Here is a 16,781-nt window from a genome sequence, read left to right on the forward strand (position 1 = left end):
AAATGGAAAAAGTTACTTTCGTTTAGATTAATATTGTTTTCACCTTTAACATACCATTCTACAAATTTATTATATTCAGCTTCATTTTTTGAAGCCAACTTGAGAACTCTTCATCGGCTCCGATTTGAAATAAATAATGATTGTAGGCATCAAAAATATTGTTTTTAGACATCAGATTTTGGTAGTCGAAAAGTATATTTGGATAATCTTTACTGTCTTTTTCAAAATATGATTTCAATAAATCTTGTCTTATTTTAGATAATGAATCTAAGTTGAATTCTTTTGCTTTTGAATTTAATATTCCATAAATAAGCCACTTTCCAAACATCAAACATAGGGGGAGTTTTTTATCTGTTGGAGTCATGGTCATTTGCTTACAAAGATTCAGTTCTTTCACCTGCCCGTTTTCAAATACTATTGAATTTTTATAAGCTTCAAACAAATTTTTACTCATTTCTCTAGTCCTGTCAGTAGTTCTTTCAAGATTGAGAAAGATTTCACCATAGATTAAACCAGGAACTTTATCATCAGAATTAAGATAGAGGTTTGCAATTCTATAATAATTTGATGGGTATTTGGGATCGACTGAAATTCCTTTTTGATAAAAAGCAACCGCTTTATTATACTCTTTTTCTAACTCATATACGACTCCTTTTTCCAGATATAGTAATCCTTTATTGGGAAATTTTTTGATTCCTGCGTCGTAGATCTCTATCGCTTTTTTAGGGTTGTTAAGATTATCATAAGAGTTTCCCCAAAGTGAATAAAGCTGAACACTTACCTCTTTATAGTTTTGTAATTTCTCAGCAATTTCAATTGCTTTTTTATAATCTTTTTTTAAATAATTTGCATATGCAATTTCATAAGGATAATTAAAGTTTTCAGGATCTAATTTCTGACTTTCTTCAAGCAATATAATACTTTCTTCAATTTTCCCATTATCCATTAGTTTAATGGCTTCATTACCTTTTTGTAAGGCAACTTCCTTATTACTTTGAGCAAAAGAAAAGTTAGTTAAAAGAACTGTTAGAATTAAAATTTTGAATTTATTTTTCATTGAATAACTCATTTTGTTATATGGGTAAAACTTACTTCCAAGTGATTCAAACTAAGAGATGAACCAATTCAATGATGATCATCGAAATGAAGGTTGGAATTAAGCATTTTTTCATGGAGTTTTTTTGTTTGACTTTATGATGTTCCCAATACCCAGAAGGTGAATTGCATCATAAAGCTGACTCCAAATTTAATAGAAAAATGGTTAACAATGTATCTCGATGTAATAATTTTGAATTCTTAAAGTTAAAAAACAAAAAAGAACAGCAATTGCTGTTCTTTTTATATTTTATTTCTCAGATCTACTGAATCAAATCTTTCATTGGTTTATCCGTTTTCATCAACTCACCTTGCGGAATCTGATGATTAAGATAAGTGAAAAGTAAGTGAGTCACCCAGGTATTTTCAATCTGATGAATATAGTAAGAGCAGATCAAACCGAAATCATCGGAAATATAAGCCGGTAAATCTGAAGACCCGGTAGTTCTGAAAGTCGATATGAAAATCTCCTTTCGGACATTACTGATTTTATCCTCTGTTTCCTCATCCACAGATTTTTCTTCAATAGCCTGATACGTTTTCATCCATGCCTCTGAAAACTCAGCTGAATCTCTGTTATCAAGTATTTTATCAATCTTTTCAGAAGTCATATTGTGAAGGGCAGCTTGTAAAGATTCATTAAAAACAGCCTCCAAAATGCTTATTTTCTCTGTCATAATTTAAATGTATCCTATCCAAATGCTCTTTTCAACAAACTCTCCACTTTCGGCTCACTACCTCTGAAACTTTTATAAAGCTCCATTGGATCTTTGGTTCCACCCGAAGAAAGCAATACTTTATACTTAGCGGCAATCTCAGGATTGAAAATTCCGTTTTCTTTGAAATACTGGAATGCATCGGCATCCAAAACCTCTGCCCATTTGTAAGAATAATATCCGGCAGAATATCCACCCTGGAAAATGTGAGAGAAACTAGGGCTCATGGCCGTTTCAGAATTAGATGGATAAAGAGTGGTCGCTTTTGTATACTTATCCTCAAATGCCTTTACACTTTCATTCTCCAGTTCTGCAACTTTCGTATGATAATTCATATCCAGAAGCCCGAAACCTATCTGTCTTAAGGTTTGGTAGCCCTCCATAAAGTTTTTAGACTGCTCAATTCTTTCAATTTTTTCGTCAGGAAGTACTTCTCCTGTTTTATAATGCTTTGCAAAAGTTTTTAAGAACTCCGGCTCATAGCAGAAATTTTCAAGAAACTGAGAGGGAAGTTCCACAAAATCCCATTTTACAGAAGTTCCGGATAGCGTAGGATATTGAGTATCCGCCATCATTCCATGAAGGGCATGTCCAAATTCGTGGAACAAAGTAGTCACCTCCTGGAACGTTAGTAAGCTAGGAGTATCTTTTGTCGGTTTGCTGAAGTTGCAGACAATTGAAATATGCGGGCGTGAATTTTCACCATTTTGCTTGTACTGATTTTTATAGCTGGTCATCCAAGCTCCGGCTCTTTTCCCTTTTCTTGGGAAATAATCAACATATAAAAGAGATTTATAAGTTCCGTTCTCTTTTACTTCATATACTTTTACATCCTCGTGGTATTTCGGAATGTCATTTCTTTCCTCAAAAGTCAGTCCGAAAAGTTTTCCGGCCAATCCGAATACAGCATCCTGCACCTGGTGTAATGGGAAGTAAGGTTTTAATTCTTCATCATTAAGATCAAATTTAGCCTTACGAAGTTTTTCAGCATAATAAGCGTGGTCATAGCCTTGTATTTCATCAATTCCATCGGCTTTGGCTAAAGATTTTAATTCTTCGATTTCTTTATCAGCATAAGGTTTTGCTTTGGTCAAAAGCTCATTTAAAAAATCCAAAACCTTTACCGGAGACTTCGCCATTCTTTCTTCCAGAACAAAATCTGCATAGTTTTTATATCCAATAAGCTCGGCTTTCTGCTGTTTTAAATGAAGAAGTTCTTTAATAAGATTCTGATTGTCGAATTCTCCACCGTCAAAGGATTTTTTACCATTTGCTAAAGCCAGTTCCTTTCTCAATTCACGGTTTTCAGCATACGTCATGAACGGGAGGTAGCTTGGATACTGCAAAGTGACTACCCAGCCCTCAAGGTTTCTTTCTTTGGCTTCCTCAGCATATTGATCAATGATAGCCTCTGGAATCCCGGCAAGATCTTCTTTATGGGTGATATGTTTAAAATAAGCATTGGTAGAAGCCAGTACATTTTGTCCGAACTGTAAAGATTTTAAAGAAAGATCCATGCTGATTTTCTTTAATTTTTCTTTGTCTTCGTCATTCAATAACGCTCCGCTTCTTACAAAACCTTTGTAGGTCTCATTCAAAAGCATTTTCTGCTCTTCATTGAGATTATATTTCTCCTTTTCATCATATACTTTTTTGATTTTGTTGAAAAGGGCTTCATTTTGAGAAATTTTTGAAGAATATTCTGTTAATATCGGAGAAACTTCCTGAGCAATCTGTTGGATTTCATCGCTGGTTTCTGCAGAATTTAAGTTGAAAAATATGTTGGAAACGACATCCAGCTGTTCTCCTGAATAGGCTAATGCTTCAATCACATTTTCGAAAGTGGGAGCATCAGGATTGTTGACAATAGCATCAATTTCTGCTTCGGATTTTTGAATCAATTCTTTAAATGCCGGAAGATAATCTTCATTTTTAATGTCAGTGAATGGTGCTGAATGATATGGAGTGTGAAATTTTTCTGTTAAAATATTCATTTTTAGATTTTTTATGTAAGGTAAATTTAATGATTCATCGGGAATCACAGCTGAAATGGTCAAAAATAATGCCTTACCGGAAACTTATGACAAAAATACTTATCTTTAAATAATCTTGTCATATGGAAAGAAGGAGTGATGTGGGAATATTTAATTTTGAGAACAGATTTAACAGTCATCATTAAAATGAATAACCTTAAATAAAATATATAAACTATGAAAACACTCTTAAAAATTATTGGTACCATCATCGTACTGATTCTCATCTATGCTGTAATCGCTATGCTGGCTTTCAGTAAAGATTATCATTATGAAAAATCTATCGTCATCAATGCTCCGAAGGAAAAAGTGTGGCAGCATACAAACTCTTTACAAGCATACAATACCTGGGATCCTTTTTCTAAAGAAATCAAGAATTTCTCTGTCACTTATTCAGGAAAAGGAGACCAAATGGGGGATTCTTATCATTGGAAAGGAGATGACAGTGAAGGAGAACAAACCATCACAGAAATTGCAGCCAATGAAAAACTAGGTACCCAGCTTCGTTTTATAAAACCTTTTGAAGGAACTGCCAAAAGTAATATTGTGCTGACCCCTGAAGGTAATGGGACAAAAGTAACCTGGATGATCGATAATGAGCTGAACGCCATGATGAAGATTATGAAACCTATGATGAACAGTAATATGGATAAAATGTTTGGCCAGGGACTAACGGATCTGAAGAAACTTGCTGAAAAATAAAATGAAAGCCTTGTACAATTTACAAGGCTTTTTTATTACAATTCTTTTTTACCAATCTCATTGATTGAATAGAGTTTCGCTTATCTTTAGTATCACACTATCATCAAAATAAAATAATAATACCTTACCTCTGACTTTAGTTTTAAAAAATTAAGTTTGGAAATAATTTTTAAAAGCGATGATACGTTTTGGAAGGTTATTTTATAGTAAGCTATTGAAATATTATTCTAAAAATATTATCTTTATATAAAGAATCGATTCTATGGAGAAGATTGTATTTGAAAAAAGTGATATCAGAGACTTTGTGAAAATGGCTATCGAAGAGAAAATTGAAAAGCTTAAAAATTTTATCGAATTTACCTTGGAAGCCAGTCGCGACATTAAAAAAACTCCGAAATATGACAGCATGAGAGAAGAGATGCAGGAGGAGATTTATCAGATGCAGCGACAGCTGGGAGCTTTGAATGATCTTAAAAGGAATTTGGCAAAAGTACTCAATACAGCTACAGAAAGAGTGCAGCTTGGCTCTTTGGTTATTACGAATAAAGCAAGGTTTTATATTTCCGTGTCACTAGGGGAGTTCTTTTTCGAAGGAGACAGGTTCTATGCAATCTCTCCCGAAAGCCCCATGGCTAAAAAAATGATGGGAATGAAATCAGGGGATGAATTTACCTTAAATAAAATCCACCAAAAGATCGTGGAAGTATTATAAATATCAATATTGAATGACCTCCATAATATAGCTTCAAATGTATTTGAAGTTTTATTTTTATTTAATACTTTGCGATTCAAAACATATACCCATGAAATTTGACAGCTTAAGGACCAGCAGGTTCAATCATTGGATTATTATACACCTGCGCTATCTGGTGGGATTTGCTTTTTTCCCGTCCGGATTGGTAAAGCTGATGGGGGAAAGGTTCACCCGGATTTCAACAGATGAACCGATCGGATATTTTTTTGAAGCATTATATCAGTCTGGCTTTTACTGGAATTTTTTAGGACTGGCTCAGATAACAGCCGGAATTTTACTCATGACGCAGCGTTATGCTACATTGGGCGCATTGATGTTTCTTGCCATACTGACAAATGTATGGATCATTACCATCAGTCTTTCGTTTAAAGGTACCTGGGTTATAACCACCTTAATGATGATGGCTGTTCTTGTATTGGTGATCTGGGACCAACATAAACTACGTCCGATTTTTAATTACAATAAAGCAAGTACAGTAAAAGAATATCCTGATCCCGGGTACAACTGGATCATTGCAGGAGTGGTATATGCGGTAAGTTGTATTGCTTTATATATGCTGGATCCCGTGAAAGGGGAATCTTATGAAAAATGGCTGTTTAAGGCACTCGTTTTACTTATTCTTACCACTTTTGCCATCAGCAATTACAAAGCTTATAAAAATCATAAAGTGGCAGTAAATACTTAACATTTTAAATGAAACAGATTGAATTTCATGTTGTAAATTTGCAGGTATGAATAAAGCATCCATTTTAAAAGAAATCATAGAGCAAAGAAGAAGTATTTTCCCAAAAGATTATACAGATGCAGAAATTTCTCAGGAAGTTCTTGATGAGATTTTACATTCAGCGACTTTAGCTCCCAATCATAAACGTACAAAACCTTGGCGTTTTAAAATATTCAAAGGAGAAGAAAAAGCAAAACTGGCTTCAGAAATGCAGGCTATCTATAAGGCGAGCCAGCCGGAGCAGCTTTTCCTGGAAAAAAAATACAATGACATCGGTTTTAAAATCAATAAAGCAGATGCTGTAGTCTCTATTGTAGTCAACTTTAGCGGAATGCTTCCTGAATGGGAAGAGATCGCAGCTACTTCAATGGCGGTTCAGAATATGTATCTTACCTGTACAGCGAATAATATTGGCTGCTATTGGAGTTCCCCTAAAATTGTAGATGATCTGAAAGACTCTCTAACCATTGAAGAAAACCAGAAGTGTCTGGGGCTTTTCTATATGGGAGAAATAGAATCAATATAACAATGAAATTCTCAAAATGAGGACTATAGATTATTATATCCTTAAATTGATAAAATCTTATATTTTTAGATTGTTACATTGAAAATTTTATTTATCTTTGCACTCTTAAATATTTAACTGGGACGAGTTCCCGTAAAATTCAAACATTATGTCAGTAAAAATCAGATTACAAAGACACGGTAAAAAAGGAAAACCTTTTTTCCACATCGTGGTTGCAGATTCAAGAGCTAGAAGAGATGGTAGATTCATCGAAAAACTAGGAACTTACAACCCAATTACTAACCCGGCAACTATCGAATTGAACGTTGATTCTGCTGTACAGTGGTTAAACAACGGTGCTCAGCCTACTGATACTGCTAGAGCTATTTTATCTTACAAAGGTGCTCTTTACAAAAAACACTTACAAGGTGGTGTAGCTAAAGGTGCTTTTGATGAAGCTGAAGCTGAAAAAAGATTCAATGCTTGGGTAGACGCTAAAGACTCTAAAGTACAAGGTAAAGTAGAAGGTTTAGCAACTGCTAAAGCTGATGCTAAGAAAGCTGCTTTAGATGCTGAAGTAAAAGTAAACGAAGCTAGAGTTGCTGCTGCTGCACAAGTTGAAGCTGATGCTAAAGCTGCTGAAGAAGCTGCAAACGCACCTGCTGAAGAAGTTGTTGCTGAAGCTACAGAAGGAGAAGCTCCTGCTGCTGAAACTGAAGAAAACACTGAAGCTTAAAAACAAACCCTGTTATGCGTAAAGAAGATTGCTATTTTTTAGGTAAAATCACACGCAGACATGGACTTGCGGGTAACGTGATCCTTAAATTGGATACCGACCAACCCGAGCTTTACAATAAATTGGAATCAATATTCGTTGAAATCAACGGATTATTGGTTCCATTTTTTATTGAAAAATCATCATGGAGCAAACTTGATGCTCTGAATCTAGCATTCAAAGGTTCTTCTGAGGCATTGGTAGATCAGGTTTTAGGTAAAAGTGTTTACCTTCCGCTTGCTACGCTGCCTAAACTTTCAGGAAAACAATTCTACTACCACGAAATCATCAGGTATAATATCCTTGACGAAAATGATAATGATTGTGGTGTGATCCGTTCTGTAAATGATCAGACGGCGCAGACTTATTTCATTTTAAATTTTGAAGGAAAAGAAATTGTAATTCCCATGATCAAAGACTGGGTTCTGGAGGTTGACAGAGAAGAGAGAATTATTAAAATGCAGCTGCCGGAAGGCTTGATGGACGTATTCCTGGTTCCATCTAAGAAAGATGAGTAATTTTGCAATAAGCAATAATTTCACCCATCTTTCCATCTCTATCTAAAATTTTATTATTCATTACCCATCATGATGGCGGGTAAAAGATATTCCTGTACTATTTTGTCGGTTTGTTGGTGGGCATAAGGTTTGTTATACGCCTGTGCCGTAATGACTATGACAACAGGAATTTTGGTGAACATAATGATTTTGTTTCCTCCATTTCCACTGCACTGAAAAGCCTCATAGCTTTTATTGCCAACCGTATATACCTTTCTCCAGAATAAATATCCATAGCCTTCAAAATCAGTATTGTCTGCGAAATAATTGGTTAATGACTTCTTAACCCAGTCTGTGCTCAAAATTGTTTTTCCATTCCAGACTCCGTTATTTTTATACAGTTGTCCGAATTTTGCAAAATCGAGGGCTTTCATACGCAATCCTCCGGCCAGAGAAGGTTTTTGCTGAGGAGTAAACTGCCATTTGTAATTGGTGATTCCAAGTGGACCGAACAATTTTTTATCTGCATATTTTTCCAATCCCTGAGGAACCGTTTTGTCCAAAATATCTCCGGTTACGACAACACCTGCTGTGAAATAATTCCAGTTTTTTCCTATTGTATTCTCGGTCATCGGAAGATCTAATACAAATTTTATCCAGTTGTCAGTAGGATACATATTTTCTTCATTTCCGGGAGATTCAGAATCTTGGTCATTTCCATCAAATCCGGAGCTCATCGTCAATAAGCTTTTTATGGTAACATCGTCTTTTTGGGAAGAATAATTCTTAAATTGTTTTAAATCATAGAATTCCTTCAGCAGTTGATTTTCACCTTTTAAATACCCATCTTTTATAGCAATCCCGGTCAAAGCTGAAGAAAAGGATTTTCCTACTGACCGCGTATCCTGCAGAGAATCTCTTCCGGAGCCGTTAAAATATTCTTCCAGAAGCAATTTTCCCTCTTTTACAACAACAATTCCGGTGACATCTTTGAACCTTTTTTCTGCAATTTTCTTATTCAGGGTTCTGATCATTGTAGTATTGATTTTTTCCTGAGAAGTCTTCCATCCGCTGTTAGGCTGGATAGGTTGAATAGCAGTCTGATTCTCTGAAATATTTTGAGAAGGAACAGTAAGATTGATTTGTCCTTCCGAGATAATAGGTCCTGTTTTTATGGTAGAAGCTTTCAGATAAGGACGTATTTCAATTTTTAAAACGTGATTTCCTGCTGTCAGGGCATCAATGCCGTCGTGAGCCATATAAAAACGCATCCATAGATATCTTCCCCATGAATCTTCGTTTTTACTGCTGATAAGAGGAATTCGTAATGTTGTTTTGATTTTTTTTATTTCCGGAGTACCTGCGCCTGTATTGAGATCTTCTTTATAGATCAGTTTTCCGTCAACGTAAAATGAAAATTGATAATTTCCGTTTTTAAGAAGTTCATCTACAGTCCAATTGGGTTCAAGTTGATGAAGGTAGTTGACAAGTGAATTTTCAAAAAAAGCATGAATACTAAGATCTCCGTTTTCCTGAAATATGGAAGAAGAAATAAGATCCGAATCCTTTAAGTTCTCCAGAGCAATATTTTGGGTAAGGAAAACCACTTTTCCGGAATGTGTTTTTTGAACAGGAGATTCAATTTTCTCGGGATTGACTATATTTTTAATTTGTCCCTGATAAAGAGAACAGGTAAGAATAAAGATCGATAATAGGATCGCTTTCATTTAAAGAAGTATTTCAACAAAAATAATGAACTTCCTGACAGTAAAATAGAATGAAATTAACATTTCTATTGTATTATCGATCTCTTACCAAATAAGGATACTTTTTAATTGAATAATCTTCTGAATTCTCCTGGTGACTGATTTGTTTTTTGTTTAAAAAGCTTACTGAAAGACTGTGGATGTTCAAATCCCAATTCATAGGCAATTTCACTCACGGATAAACTTGTAGTACTCAAACGTTCTTTAGCAGAATCAATTAATTTATTTTGGATATGCTGTTGTGTATTTTGCTGAGTATGAAGGCGAAGCAGCGTTCCAAGATAATTAGGGGAAATATTCATTTGGTCGGCGATACACTTCACTGATGGAATTCCGTTTTCTATAAGATTTCCGTTTTCGAAATATTGAGAAAGAAGGTCTTCAAACTTGTGTAATAATTCATGACTTGATTTTTTTCTGGTGAAAAACTGACGTTCATAAAAACGCTCAGAATAAATCAGTAATAATTCTATCTGTGAGATAATGAGTTCCTGAGTGAATTTATCAGTGTTTGACTGATATTCCCGTTCAATATTTTTAAAAACATCAACTAATATTTTCTCCTCTTTATCAGAAAGAAAAAGAGCCTCTTTTACCTGGTAGCTAAAAAAATCATATGATTTTATTTTCTTGGTTAATGCAGTGTTCCATAAAAAATCAGGGTGAATCAGCAACAAAAATCCTGTGGGTTTCACTTCGATATCCTTTTTTATTTCCAGGCTTAAATATTGTTGTGGCGAAATAAAACACAGCACTCCTGAATCAAAATCATATTGCTGCTGTCCATAGTTGAATCTCGGATTGACATTTTTTTTCAAACCAATCGAATAAAAATTCTGGATCCATTTCAATTCATTATCATCCACTACATAATGCACTTTACTATAGTCTATCAGGCTGATCAGCGGATGCTCAGGATTCGGGAGACTACAGAAAGCATGAAAATCTGAAATAGAATTAAAACGAACGGGCTGTTTCATAATAGCGAAGTTAGTTGTTTTTGTAAAAAGTATAACACATTGATTCAAAAAGTCTTCGACTCCGATCAGACTGACTTCTCTAAAATTTTATGTTCAAATGATTCAAACACATTGCTTAGAGACAACCCGAGCAGAGCCGAAGGATATTTTACCAGATTAAATTGCAGTAGAAACCGTCAGTTTTTCCCATTTTTCAGCATCTTTCTTTAAAATATCAATCTTATTATTGAGAAACTCTATGGTTCCTACCCCTAATAATAAATGTACAGGTGGATTTTTCTCTTTACTGATCTGGATCAGAACATCAGCTGCTTTTTCAGGATCATTAGGCTGGTTTCCATTGATTTCATTAAGGTGGGCCTGTTCAGAATTTCTTGCCGCTTCGTAAGCCTGAATAGGATTGGCAGGCGTTTTTACGGAATCTTTATTCAAAAAGTCTGTGCGGAAATACCCAGGATAAACAACCGTCGCATGAATTCCGAAATCCTTTACCTCCTCAGCCAATGCTTCTGTAAATCCGGCAACAGCAAATTTTGTTGAGCAGTAAATTCCCCAACCTGGAAAATTAGCCGAATATCCACCGACAGAAGAAATATTGAAGATGTTTCCAGATCTTTGTTCCCGAAGATAAGGCATCGCATTTCTGATCACATTTAACGTTCCGAACACATTCACGGCGTAATTTTCTCTTGCTTCCTCATCAGTAAGTTCCTCAAGTGTTCCGATCTGTCCATAACCGGCATTGTTCACAACCACATCTATTCTTCCGAAATGTTCAACTGTTTTTGCAATAGCAGATTTTATATCGTTATTATCAGTGATATTGACGCTAAGTGGCAGGAAGTTTTCAGAAGCATCTCCGATAGTAGAAATCAGGGATTCAACGGTACGGCTAGTGGCAGCAACCTGAAATCCTTCGGATAACAATTTTTTTACCAACTCGAATCCTAAGCCTTTTGAAGCTCCTGTCACGAACCATACTTTTTTTGTTTCCATTTTTAAATATTTTTTTGTTTAAATGATGGTACAAAGATGGAAAGTTACAGAGGGTAAAATGTAGCCGAATCGGGGAATGATGTATCCAAATCGTGAATGATGTTTTCAAAAGTCAAATTATTTGGATTCTGTCATTTTGACGAAGGAAGAATCTTATTGATGATCAATTGTTTGAGATTCTGAATGATACTTTTGAAACAACCTCTCTGATTGTCAATAAATTTTAATAGATTTTCAGAAGATTTCTATATTTCAGTGGGGTTATTCCTATGTTTTCTTTAAAACACCTTGTAAAATGACTCTGGTCTGAAAAACCGCATTCCAGAGCAATATCCGTTAAAGAAGCTGGTGAAATGAGAAGTTCCATTGATTTATTAACCTTTAATTTTCTCAGGTATTCTCCCAAATTACAATGAAAATATTTATGAAAATCTCGGCTTAAATGAATAGGGTGGATGTTCAATGTTTTAGAAAGCTCCGTAAGGTTCAATGTTTCAGTAAAGCTTTCATGTAAGATCTCATTAATCTGACCTACCCATAAAGGTTTTCTTTCGGTATTTTCCTTTTGAAAGGTTAATTGACTGAAAAGATGCAATAACAGCTGATTGACAGTCAGCTCAAAAGAAGGGTCATTGGTTTTAGTCTCTTTGAAAATCTGATGTACCAATAATTTAAAGGCTGGATTTTTTATATTAAAACTGCCCTCCACTTTATTTTTCTGGATATCAAACCGGTCAAACCAGCTTTGTGAAATTTCGATATGAAAGCCTCGCGTAAAAATATCCGGTTTGATATTGTAATGAGGATCTTCCCAATGATGATACAATAATGTTCCCGCAGAGCATTCATACGTTTCTTTTCTGTTTCCCTCTGTCATATTGCCTTGAAGAAGAAAAGTAAAGTAAGCATTTTCATGATAATGCCAGTCTACATAAGGATGCGTATACTCCGTGTCTGTGATCGTCAATCCTTCCAAATTGATCAATTGATTGGTATCTCCAAAATATTCGCCGTTACGAAGAGTATTCATAATAAATTCTGTTTTAGGCGGTCAATCTGTTCATACATCTTATTAAAAACATTTTCCTTTCCCGGTTTCCGGATTCATTCAAAGATTTTGAGTTCTTGATCTGATGTTCAAAATAGCTCAGGGAATCTTCACAGGTGAGTTTATCATTGGTCATCATATATCCGAACATGCTGAAAGGAACAAAAAAGGAACATTGCTGCTCATTTTTGAATAAAATACTATTGTTTAAAATTACTAAATCATTGACATATATTTGAAAATTAGTTTTTTCCAGTGTTTTACTTTCCAGTTCTTCAATTAATTTTCTTAGGTCGTCAAGGATCAGATCAACATCATTTTTCTTTAATAATCCCATTTCGTAGTAAAAAGAAATCTGTCTTAAAGCACTCATAATGGTAGTGTCATTCCAGATTTCTGTTACATTTTGTTTGTCGTAAAGATCTTTCAGCATTTCATTTTTTACAGAATGATATTCCATATTGAATTCATGAAACGGGCTTAAAAATTTATCCTGATTCAGTAAATTCATCCATACATAAAACTTGAAACGGGAGAGAATAGAATCTGAAATGGTATAAAAAAACGGGATGTCTTTTGCGGAATAAAATACTTTAGAATGGGTAATATTCTGGAATACGTTCAGAATCTTCAGAGAGTTTTCAAAATAATTTAAAAGGTCTTCAGTGGTTCTTACAGGTTGTGTTCTTTTGACAACCAATTGATTTTCTGTTCCCAGGAATTGATCTAACGAGATTTGATAGTATTTGGCAAGCTCCAGTGCTTCTTCAAAACTGAATTTAGCTTTCAGAGAAGTTCTCCTATGGGCTGCATCATAGCTGATATTAAGAATATTGGCAATCTCATCATTCAAAGATAGGTCTCCGATTTTTCTTCGGATTTCCTTCAATAAAGCTTCCTGGTGCATAGTTTTGTGATTTTCACAAATGTAGCATTTTTTGTGGAAAGAGCTGTTGAATTTCTGTTTAGAAGGCGGGAAGCTTGAAGCTGGGAGAAGGGAAGTATTGGAGGTCGAAAGAATAAATTACGATCTAACAACAATTTGACATTATACCGACTATTGATATTTATCACTGAAAGTAACTTCCAACCTCCTTCTTCCGGCTTCCCGCCCCTACTTGTATAAATTAAAAATTTTATTCCCTCATCCATACATTTTGTGATTTTCGCAAATAGCACATTTTTTTTAATTTTTTTTCACATTCGGAACTTTGGTTTCTGCTGATAATTTTGAACTATAATTTTAAAATAAAAAGTTATGAAAACACGAATTTTATTAGCAGCAGCTCTTTTATTCAATAGTCTGGCCTATGCATCAGACAGTTTAAAAGTTGATTCTTTGAAACCGAGATTGATCGCAGCTTCACCTTCAAAGAATGTCCGAAATGTCAATGGAGTTTTATTCAAATATTATGATGAGGAAGATCATTTTAAACCTAAAAAAGTAAACGGATTGGGAATGGGATTCAATTTTCTGGGTATTTTCCTTCCGCCGTTGATACTTTTCAACTTACAATTACCAGGAAGTAATGATTATGTAATTATTCCCCGTGAAAAGATGAATACGATCAACGGACTTCAATTGTCGCTGATCAATATGGAGCCTACAGTTACCAATGGCCTTGAGATCAATGTTTCCAGTAATGTCAACACCTATGCGGTGACCAACGGAATGTCTGTCTCCCCTTTTTTTAACCTGCATCATGAGATGAAAGGCATTTCTGTAGCACCATTGGCCAATATTGGAAAGAAATGCAGAGGAATACAAATCGGTTTGTACAATAAATGTGATGATTTCATAGGAATACAGATTGGCGGATGGAATGAGAACGGAAAGAGAAAACTTCCTCTGATCAACTGGAATTTTAAGAAACAAAAAGTAAATAAGGCGCTATGAAAAAGTTTGTTGTAATCACCGCACTATTTCTTTGTGGCTTTCTGAAAGCTCAATTTGAAGAAATTAAAGAGAAAAAATGGTTGGTTATTCTTCTTAGTACCAGAATTGAAGGAACTTCATTGGATAATAAAGCATTCCTGTCCATAGGAACAAAACTAACTGATGGTGATAAGAATTACTACAGCTTAAGAGGTCACTTTAACTGGTGGGACGAAAGAAGACTGCTGGTCATTCCGGAGTTTGATTATTTCAGAAAAGTTGTTTCGTTTCAGGATGGAGCAGAGGTATCATCTTTATATGTCGGTGCCGGAGTTTCACCTTATGCAGTTTCACCCAAAGCAGGAATCAATTTTTACCATTTCTTTTGTGCAGAATTTGGGTACAACTTCGAATATAATACGTATAAACCATTCCCAATTAAAGGATTCCGATGGGGTATGGGAATTAATCTTGTCTTTTAAATGATTAATACAATGATTATGAAACCAAAAATCAGATTTAAAAAGGCAACCTCTCCTTTCTATTCAGAATTGCGTGAAGAGGTGAATGTATTGCTGACGGATGAAGTAATGGAAAAGGCCGGAAGATTGATGATGATTAAATTTTTGTTTTATTCTTTGACTTTTCTGCTCTTGTATGTCAATCTTTTCAATTCTTACATGGAAAATAAGAATTGGGCAGTCATTTTGAATTATATTGTATTAGGACTTACAGGGATATTATTGGCGTTTAATTGTGCTCATGACTGTGTACACAATACATTTTCAAAATATAAAAGAGCAAACAGGATCATTTATTATATCGTATTTAATCTGCAGGGAGTGAATGCAAGACTTTGGAGAAAAAGACACATTGCCTCCCATCACGTATTCCCGAATGTGGATGGCTGTGATGCTGACATTGATGATAATATTTTTTTACGGTTATCTGCTCATCATCCAAAAAGAAAAATACATGCCTATCAGCATTTATATGCAACTGTACTGTATTGTTTCTACACTTTACATTGGATTGTCATCAAAGATTTTATTTATGTCAGAAAAAAAGAGCTGGCCAACCTTAGAAATCAGAATCATTCATTCATTTCTGTTGTAGAGGTAGTTCTGTTGAAATTGGCTTACTTCACCTATATGCTGGTTTTGCCTGTTCTTTATACCCATATTCCTGTGCTGACGATTCTCCTATCTTTCATCATCATGCATGTGACAATTTCGTTATTTTTTGTACTGACTCTGATTATTTCTCACCTGAGCCTTGAAACAGATTTTCCGAAAGCTGATGATGACGGTTATCTGCCGTATGATTATTATGAACATCAGTTAGCCGTATCGCTTGATTATCATCCAACCAGCAAGTTGGGCAACTGGATTTTCGGAGGGTTCAATTCCCATGCAGCCCATCATCTTTTTCCAAGACTGCCTCATACGGTTTATACTATTATTACCCCGGCGATCAAAAAAGCAGCAGTCAGAAACCATTTTCCCTATCATGAGAAAAGCATTGTGGATGCAGTGGTTTCACATTATCAATACCTCAAAAAATTAAGTAAGTGATTTTAAACCATTAAATAATTAACCTATGAAAAATGATAAACTGGTATTATTTTTATTACTGTTTTCAGTACGTATTTTTTCACAAAATACAACCAATGACACCGTGAATACCCAAATAGAAGAACCTTTTGATTATAAAAAATATTATGACTGTGATGATGGGGAAGGAAATGTTTTGATTATCATCAAAAAAGGAAAAGAATTTACAGACCTTAACGATTTAAAAAAATCAGAGAAAGGCTTCGCTGTTAAAATGGAAGCAATATACAGCATGGAATTTTCGGATGGAAAAAGATATGAATCAAGTGTGGTGAAAAACATCACCCAGGACAGTATTTCAATTACGAATTTTTTTAATGAAAATGCTGCTAAGCTAGCAGGAAAACCTTTTACATTGATTAATTATCCTCTTTCATCCCTGAAATATATCCGTTTTATTAATGACCGGATGCTGTCCTTGTACAATAAAAAGAATATTCAGAAGAATTTTGACCTGATCGTAAAGAAAATGGATCATGCCAGAATATGTCCTGCTGTTCTTAATTTTAAAGATAGAAATGGTGAGATGAAAGTCTGCCATTTTTATCTGACCTCTCAGGGATATGATCTTCTTTATGAGAACAATGGAAGAGTATATTATCTGGAGGGTAAAGTAGAGTGGAAATGATTTTTGAAGTAAGTAAAATTATCTGACTGTGCTCTTTTTTTGTAAATTGATCAGCATTAATCTTAATGTATAG

18 protein-coding genes are annotated in these 16,781 nt (G+C 34.7%); 10 read left to right on the forward strand and 8 right to left on the reverse strand.

The genetic code is table 11. From position 1 onward, the window contains the following. Positions 1-58 precede the first annotated feature (58 nt). The 3 genes from LF886_RS06345 to LF886_RS06355 all read right to left on the reverse strand — a co-directional run bounded on the left by LF886_RS06345 (position 59) and on the right by LF886_RS06355 (position 3,805). The gene (locus LF886_RS06345; RefSeq protein WP_236853320.1) at positions 59-1,057 is read right to left on the reverse strand and encodes a tetratricopeptide repeat protein; all 999 of its coding nucleotides are present in this window, start codon (positions 1,055-1,057) and stop codon (positions 59-61) included. 301 nt (positions 1,058-1,358) lie between these two features. Next, a complete protein-coding gene (locus LF886_RS06350; RefSeq protein ID WP_236853322.1) occupies positions 1,359-1,772 on the reverse strand; it encodes a hypothetical protein in 414 nt (137 codons plus the stop codon). A 14-nt stretch (positions 1,773-1,786) separates the two neighbouring features. Continuing rightward, on the reverse strand, positions 1,787-3,805 hold the full coding sequence (locus LF886_RS06355) for a M3 family metallopeptidase (protein ID WP_236853323.1): 2,019 nt from the start codon (positions 3,803-3,805) through the stop codon (positions 1,787-1,789). A gap of 216 nt (positions 3,806-4,021) precedes the next feature. On the opposite strand from LF886_RS06355, the gene LF886_RS06360 reads away from it, so the two are divergent. The 6 genes from LF886_RS06360 (at position 4,022) to rimM (ending at position 7,822) form a co-directional block, all read left to right on the forward strand. Continuing rightward, entirely contained in the window at positions 4,022-4,546 is a 525-nt protein-coding gene (locus LF886_RS06360) for an SRPBCC family protein (RefSeq protein WP_236853325.1), read from the forward strand. Between the two features lie 262 nt (positions 4,547-4,808). Continuing rightward, complete coding sequence (locus LF886_RS06365; RefSeq protein WP_124534489.1) at positions 4,809-5,258, forward strand: hypothetical protein; 450 nt, start codon at positions 4,809-4,811, stop codon at positions 5,256-5,258. A 91-nt stretch (positions 5,259-5,349) separates the two neighbouring features. Beyond that, positions 5,350-5,985, forward strand: coding sequence for a DoxX family membrane protein (locus tag LF886_RS06370; protein WP_236853327.1), 636 nt, complete (start codon positions 5,350-5,352; stop codon positions 5,983-5,985). Between the two features lie 46 nt (positions 5,986-6,031). Beyond that, positions 6,032-6,550, forward strand: a complete 519-nt coding sequence (locus LF886_RS06375; RefSeq protein ID WP_236853329.1) for a nitroreductase — start codon at positions 6,032-6,034, stop codon at positions 6,548-6,550. 148 nt (positions 6,551-6,698) lie between these two features. Continuing rightward, entirely contained in the window at positions 6,699-7,265 is a 567-nt protein-coding gene (locus LF886_RS06380) for a 30S ribosomal protein S16 (protein ID WP_103232972.1), read from the forward strand. 14 nt (positions 7,266-7,279) lie between these two features. After that, complete coding sequence (gene rimM, locus LF886_RS06385; protein WP_236853331.1) at positions 7,280-7,822, forward strand: ribosome maturation factor RimM; 543 nt, start codon at positions 7,280-7,282, stop codon at positions 7,820-7,822. Between the two features lie 53 nt (positions 7,823-7,875). On the opposite strand, the gene LF886_RS06390 is transcribed toward rimM, so the two are convergent. The 5 genes from LF886_RS06390 to LF886_RS06410 all read right to left on the reverse strand — a co-directional run bounded on the left by LF886_RS06390 (position 7,876) and on the right by LF886_RS06410 (position 13,498). Then, a complete protein-coding gene (locus LF886_RS06390; protein WP_236853333.1) occupies positions 7,876-9,528 on the reverse strand; it encodes a serine hydrolase domain-containing protein in 1,653 nt (550 codons plus the stop codon). 104 nt (positions 9,529-9,632) lie between these two features. Further along, the gene (locus LF886_RS06395) at positions 9,633-10,547 is read right to left on the reverse strand and encodes a helix-turn-helix domain-containing protein (RefSeq protein WP_236853335.1); all 915 of its coding nucleotides are present in this window, start codon (positions 10,545-10,547) and stop codon (positions 9,633-9,635) included. 156 nt (positions 10,548-10,703) lie between these two features. Further along, positions 10,704-11,543 (reverse strand): SDR family NAD(P)-dependent oxidoreductase, encoded by an 840-nt coding sequence (locus tag LF886_RS06400; protein ID WP_236853337.1) that lies wholly within the window; start codon positions 11,541-11,543, stop codon positions 10,704-10,706. Between the two features lie 223 nt (positions 11,544-11,766). Further along, positions 11,767-12,573: a helix-turn-helix domain-containing protein gene (locus LF886_RS06405; RefSeq protein ID WP_109738408.1), complete on the reverse strand. Its 807-nt coding sequence runs from the start codon at positions 12,571-12,573 to the stop codon at positions 11,767-11,769. 13 nt (positions 12,574-12,586) lie between these two features. Then, positions 12,587-13,498, reverse strand: coding sequence for an XRE family transcriptional regulator (locus LF886_RS06410; RefSeq protein ID WP_236853339.1), 912 nt, complete (start codon positions 13,496-13,498; stop codon positions 12,587-12,589). Between the two features lie 351 nt (positions 13,499-13,849). On the opposite strand from LF886_RS06410, the gene LF886_RS06415 reads away from it, so the two are divergent. Genes LF886_RS06415 through LF886_RS06430 form a run of 4 tightly spaced genes read left to right on the forward strand, consistent with a single transcriptional unit; the run spans position 13,850 to position 16,708 of the window. Then, a complete protein-coding gene (locus LF886_RS06415; protein ID WP_236853341.1) occupies positions 13,850-14,488 on the forward strand; it encodes an LA_2272 family surface repeat-containing protein in 639 nt (212 codons plus the stop codon). Further along, on the forward strand, positions 14,485-14,949 hold the full coding sequence (locus tag LF886_RS06420) for a hypothetical protein (RefSeq protein WP_236853342.1): 465 nt from the start codon (positions 14,485-14,487) through the stop codon (positions 14,947-14,949). The genes LF886_RS06415 and LF886_RS06420 overlap by 4 nt, the downstream gene beginning before the upstream one ends. A gap of 18 nt (positions 14,950-14,967) precedes the next feature. Then, on the forward strand, positions 14,968-16,041 hold the full coding sequence (locus LF886_RS06425) for a fatty acid desaturase family protein (RefSeq protein ID WP_236853344.1): 1,074 nt from the start codon (positions 14,968-14,970) through the stop codon (positions 16,039-16,041). A gap of 25 nt (positions 16,042-16,066) precedes the next feature. Next, on the forward strand, positions 16,067-16,708 hold the full coding sequence (locus tag LF886_RS06430) for a hypothetical protein (RefSeq protein ID WP_236853345.1): 642 nt from the start codon (positions 16,067-16,069) through the stop codon (positions 16,706-16,708). Positions 16,709-16,781: the final 73 nt, after the last annotated feature.

The sequence above is a fragment of the Chryseobacterium sp. MEBOG07 genome, assembly GCF_021869745.1.
Taxonomy (GTDB): domain Bacteria; phylum Bacteroidota; class Bacteroidia; order Flavobacteriales; family Weeksellaceae; genus Chryseobacterium; species Chryseobacterium viscerum.

Bases quoted from the DNA above. Each gene is read 5' to 3' on its own strand.
- LF886_RS06345 (WP_236853320.1), bottom strand. From the start codon at position 1,057: ATGAAAAATAAATTCAAAATTTTAATTCTAACAGTTCTTTTAACTAAC.
- LF886_RS06350 (WP_236853322.1), bottom strand. From the start codon at position 1,772: ATGACAGAGAAAATAAGCATTTTGGAGGCTGTTTTTAATGAATCTTTA.
- LF886_RS06355 (WP_236853323.1), bottom strand. From the start codon at position 3,805: ATGAATATTTTAACAGAAAAATTTCACACTCCATATCATTCAGCACCA.
- LF886_RS06360 (WP_236853325.1), top strand. From the start codon at position 4,022: ATGAAAACACTCTTAAAAATTATTGGTACCATCATCGTACTGATTCTC.
- LF886_RS06365 (WP_124534489.1), top strand. From the start codon at position 4,809: ATGGAGAAGATTGTATTTGAAAAAAGTGATATCAGAGACTTTGTGAAA.
- LF886_RS06370 (WP_236853327.1), top strand. From the start codon at position 5,350: ATGAAATTTGACAGCTTAAGGACCAGCAGGTTCAATCATTGGATTATT.
- LF886_RS06375 (WP_236853329.1), top strand. From the start codon at position 6,032: ATGAATAAAGCATCCATTTTAAAAGAAATCATAGAGCAAAGAAGAAGT.
- LF886_RS06380 (WP_103232972.1), top strand. From the start codon at position 6,699: ATGTCAGTAAAAATCAGATTACAAAGACACGGTAAAAAAGGAAAACCT.
- rimM (WP_236853331.1), top strand. From the start codon at position 7,280: ATGCGTAAAGAAGATTGCTATTTTTTAGGTAAAATCACACGCAGACAT.
- LF886_RS06390 (WP_236853333.1), bottom strand. From the start codon at position 9,528: ATGAAAGCGATCCTATTATCGATCTTTATTCTTACCTGTTCTCTTTAT.
- LF886_RS06395 (WP_236853335.1), bottom strand. From the start codon at position 10,547: ATGAAACAGCCCGTTCGTTTTAATTCTATTTCAGATTTTCATGCTTTC.
- LF886_RS06400 (WP_236853337.1), bottom strand. From the start codon at position 11,543: ATGGAAACAAAAAAAGTATGGTTCGTGACAGGAGCTTCAAAAGGCTTA.
- LF886_RS06405 (WP_109738408.1), bottom strand. From the start codon at position 12,573: ATGAATACTCTTCGTAACGGCGAATATTTTGGAGATACCAATCAATTG.
- LF886_RS06410 (WP_236853339.1), bottom strand. From the start codon at position 13,498: ATGCACCAGGAAGCTTTATTGAAGGAAATCCGAAGAAAAATCGGAGAC.
- LF886_RS06415 (WP_236853341.1), top strand. From the start codon at position 13,850: ATGAAAACACGAATTTTATTAGCAGCAGCTCTTTTATTCAATAGTCTG.
- LF886_RS06420 (WP_236853342.1), top strand. From the start codon at position 14,485: ATGAAAAAGTTTGTTGTAATCACCGCACTATTTCTTTGTGGCTTTCTG.
- LF886_RS06425 (WP_236853344.1), top strand. From the start codon at position 14,968: ATGAAACCAAAAATCAGATTTAAAAAGGCAACCTCTCCTTTCTATTCA.
- LF886_RS06430 (WP_236853345.1), top strand. From the start codon at position 16,067: ATGAAAAATGATAAACTGGTATTATTTTTATTACTGTTTTCAGTACGT.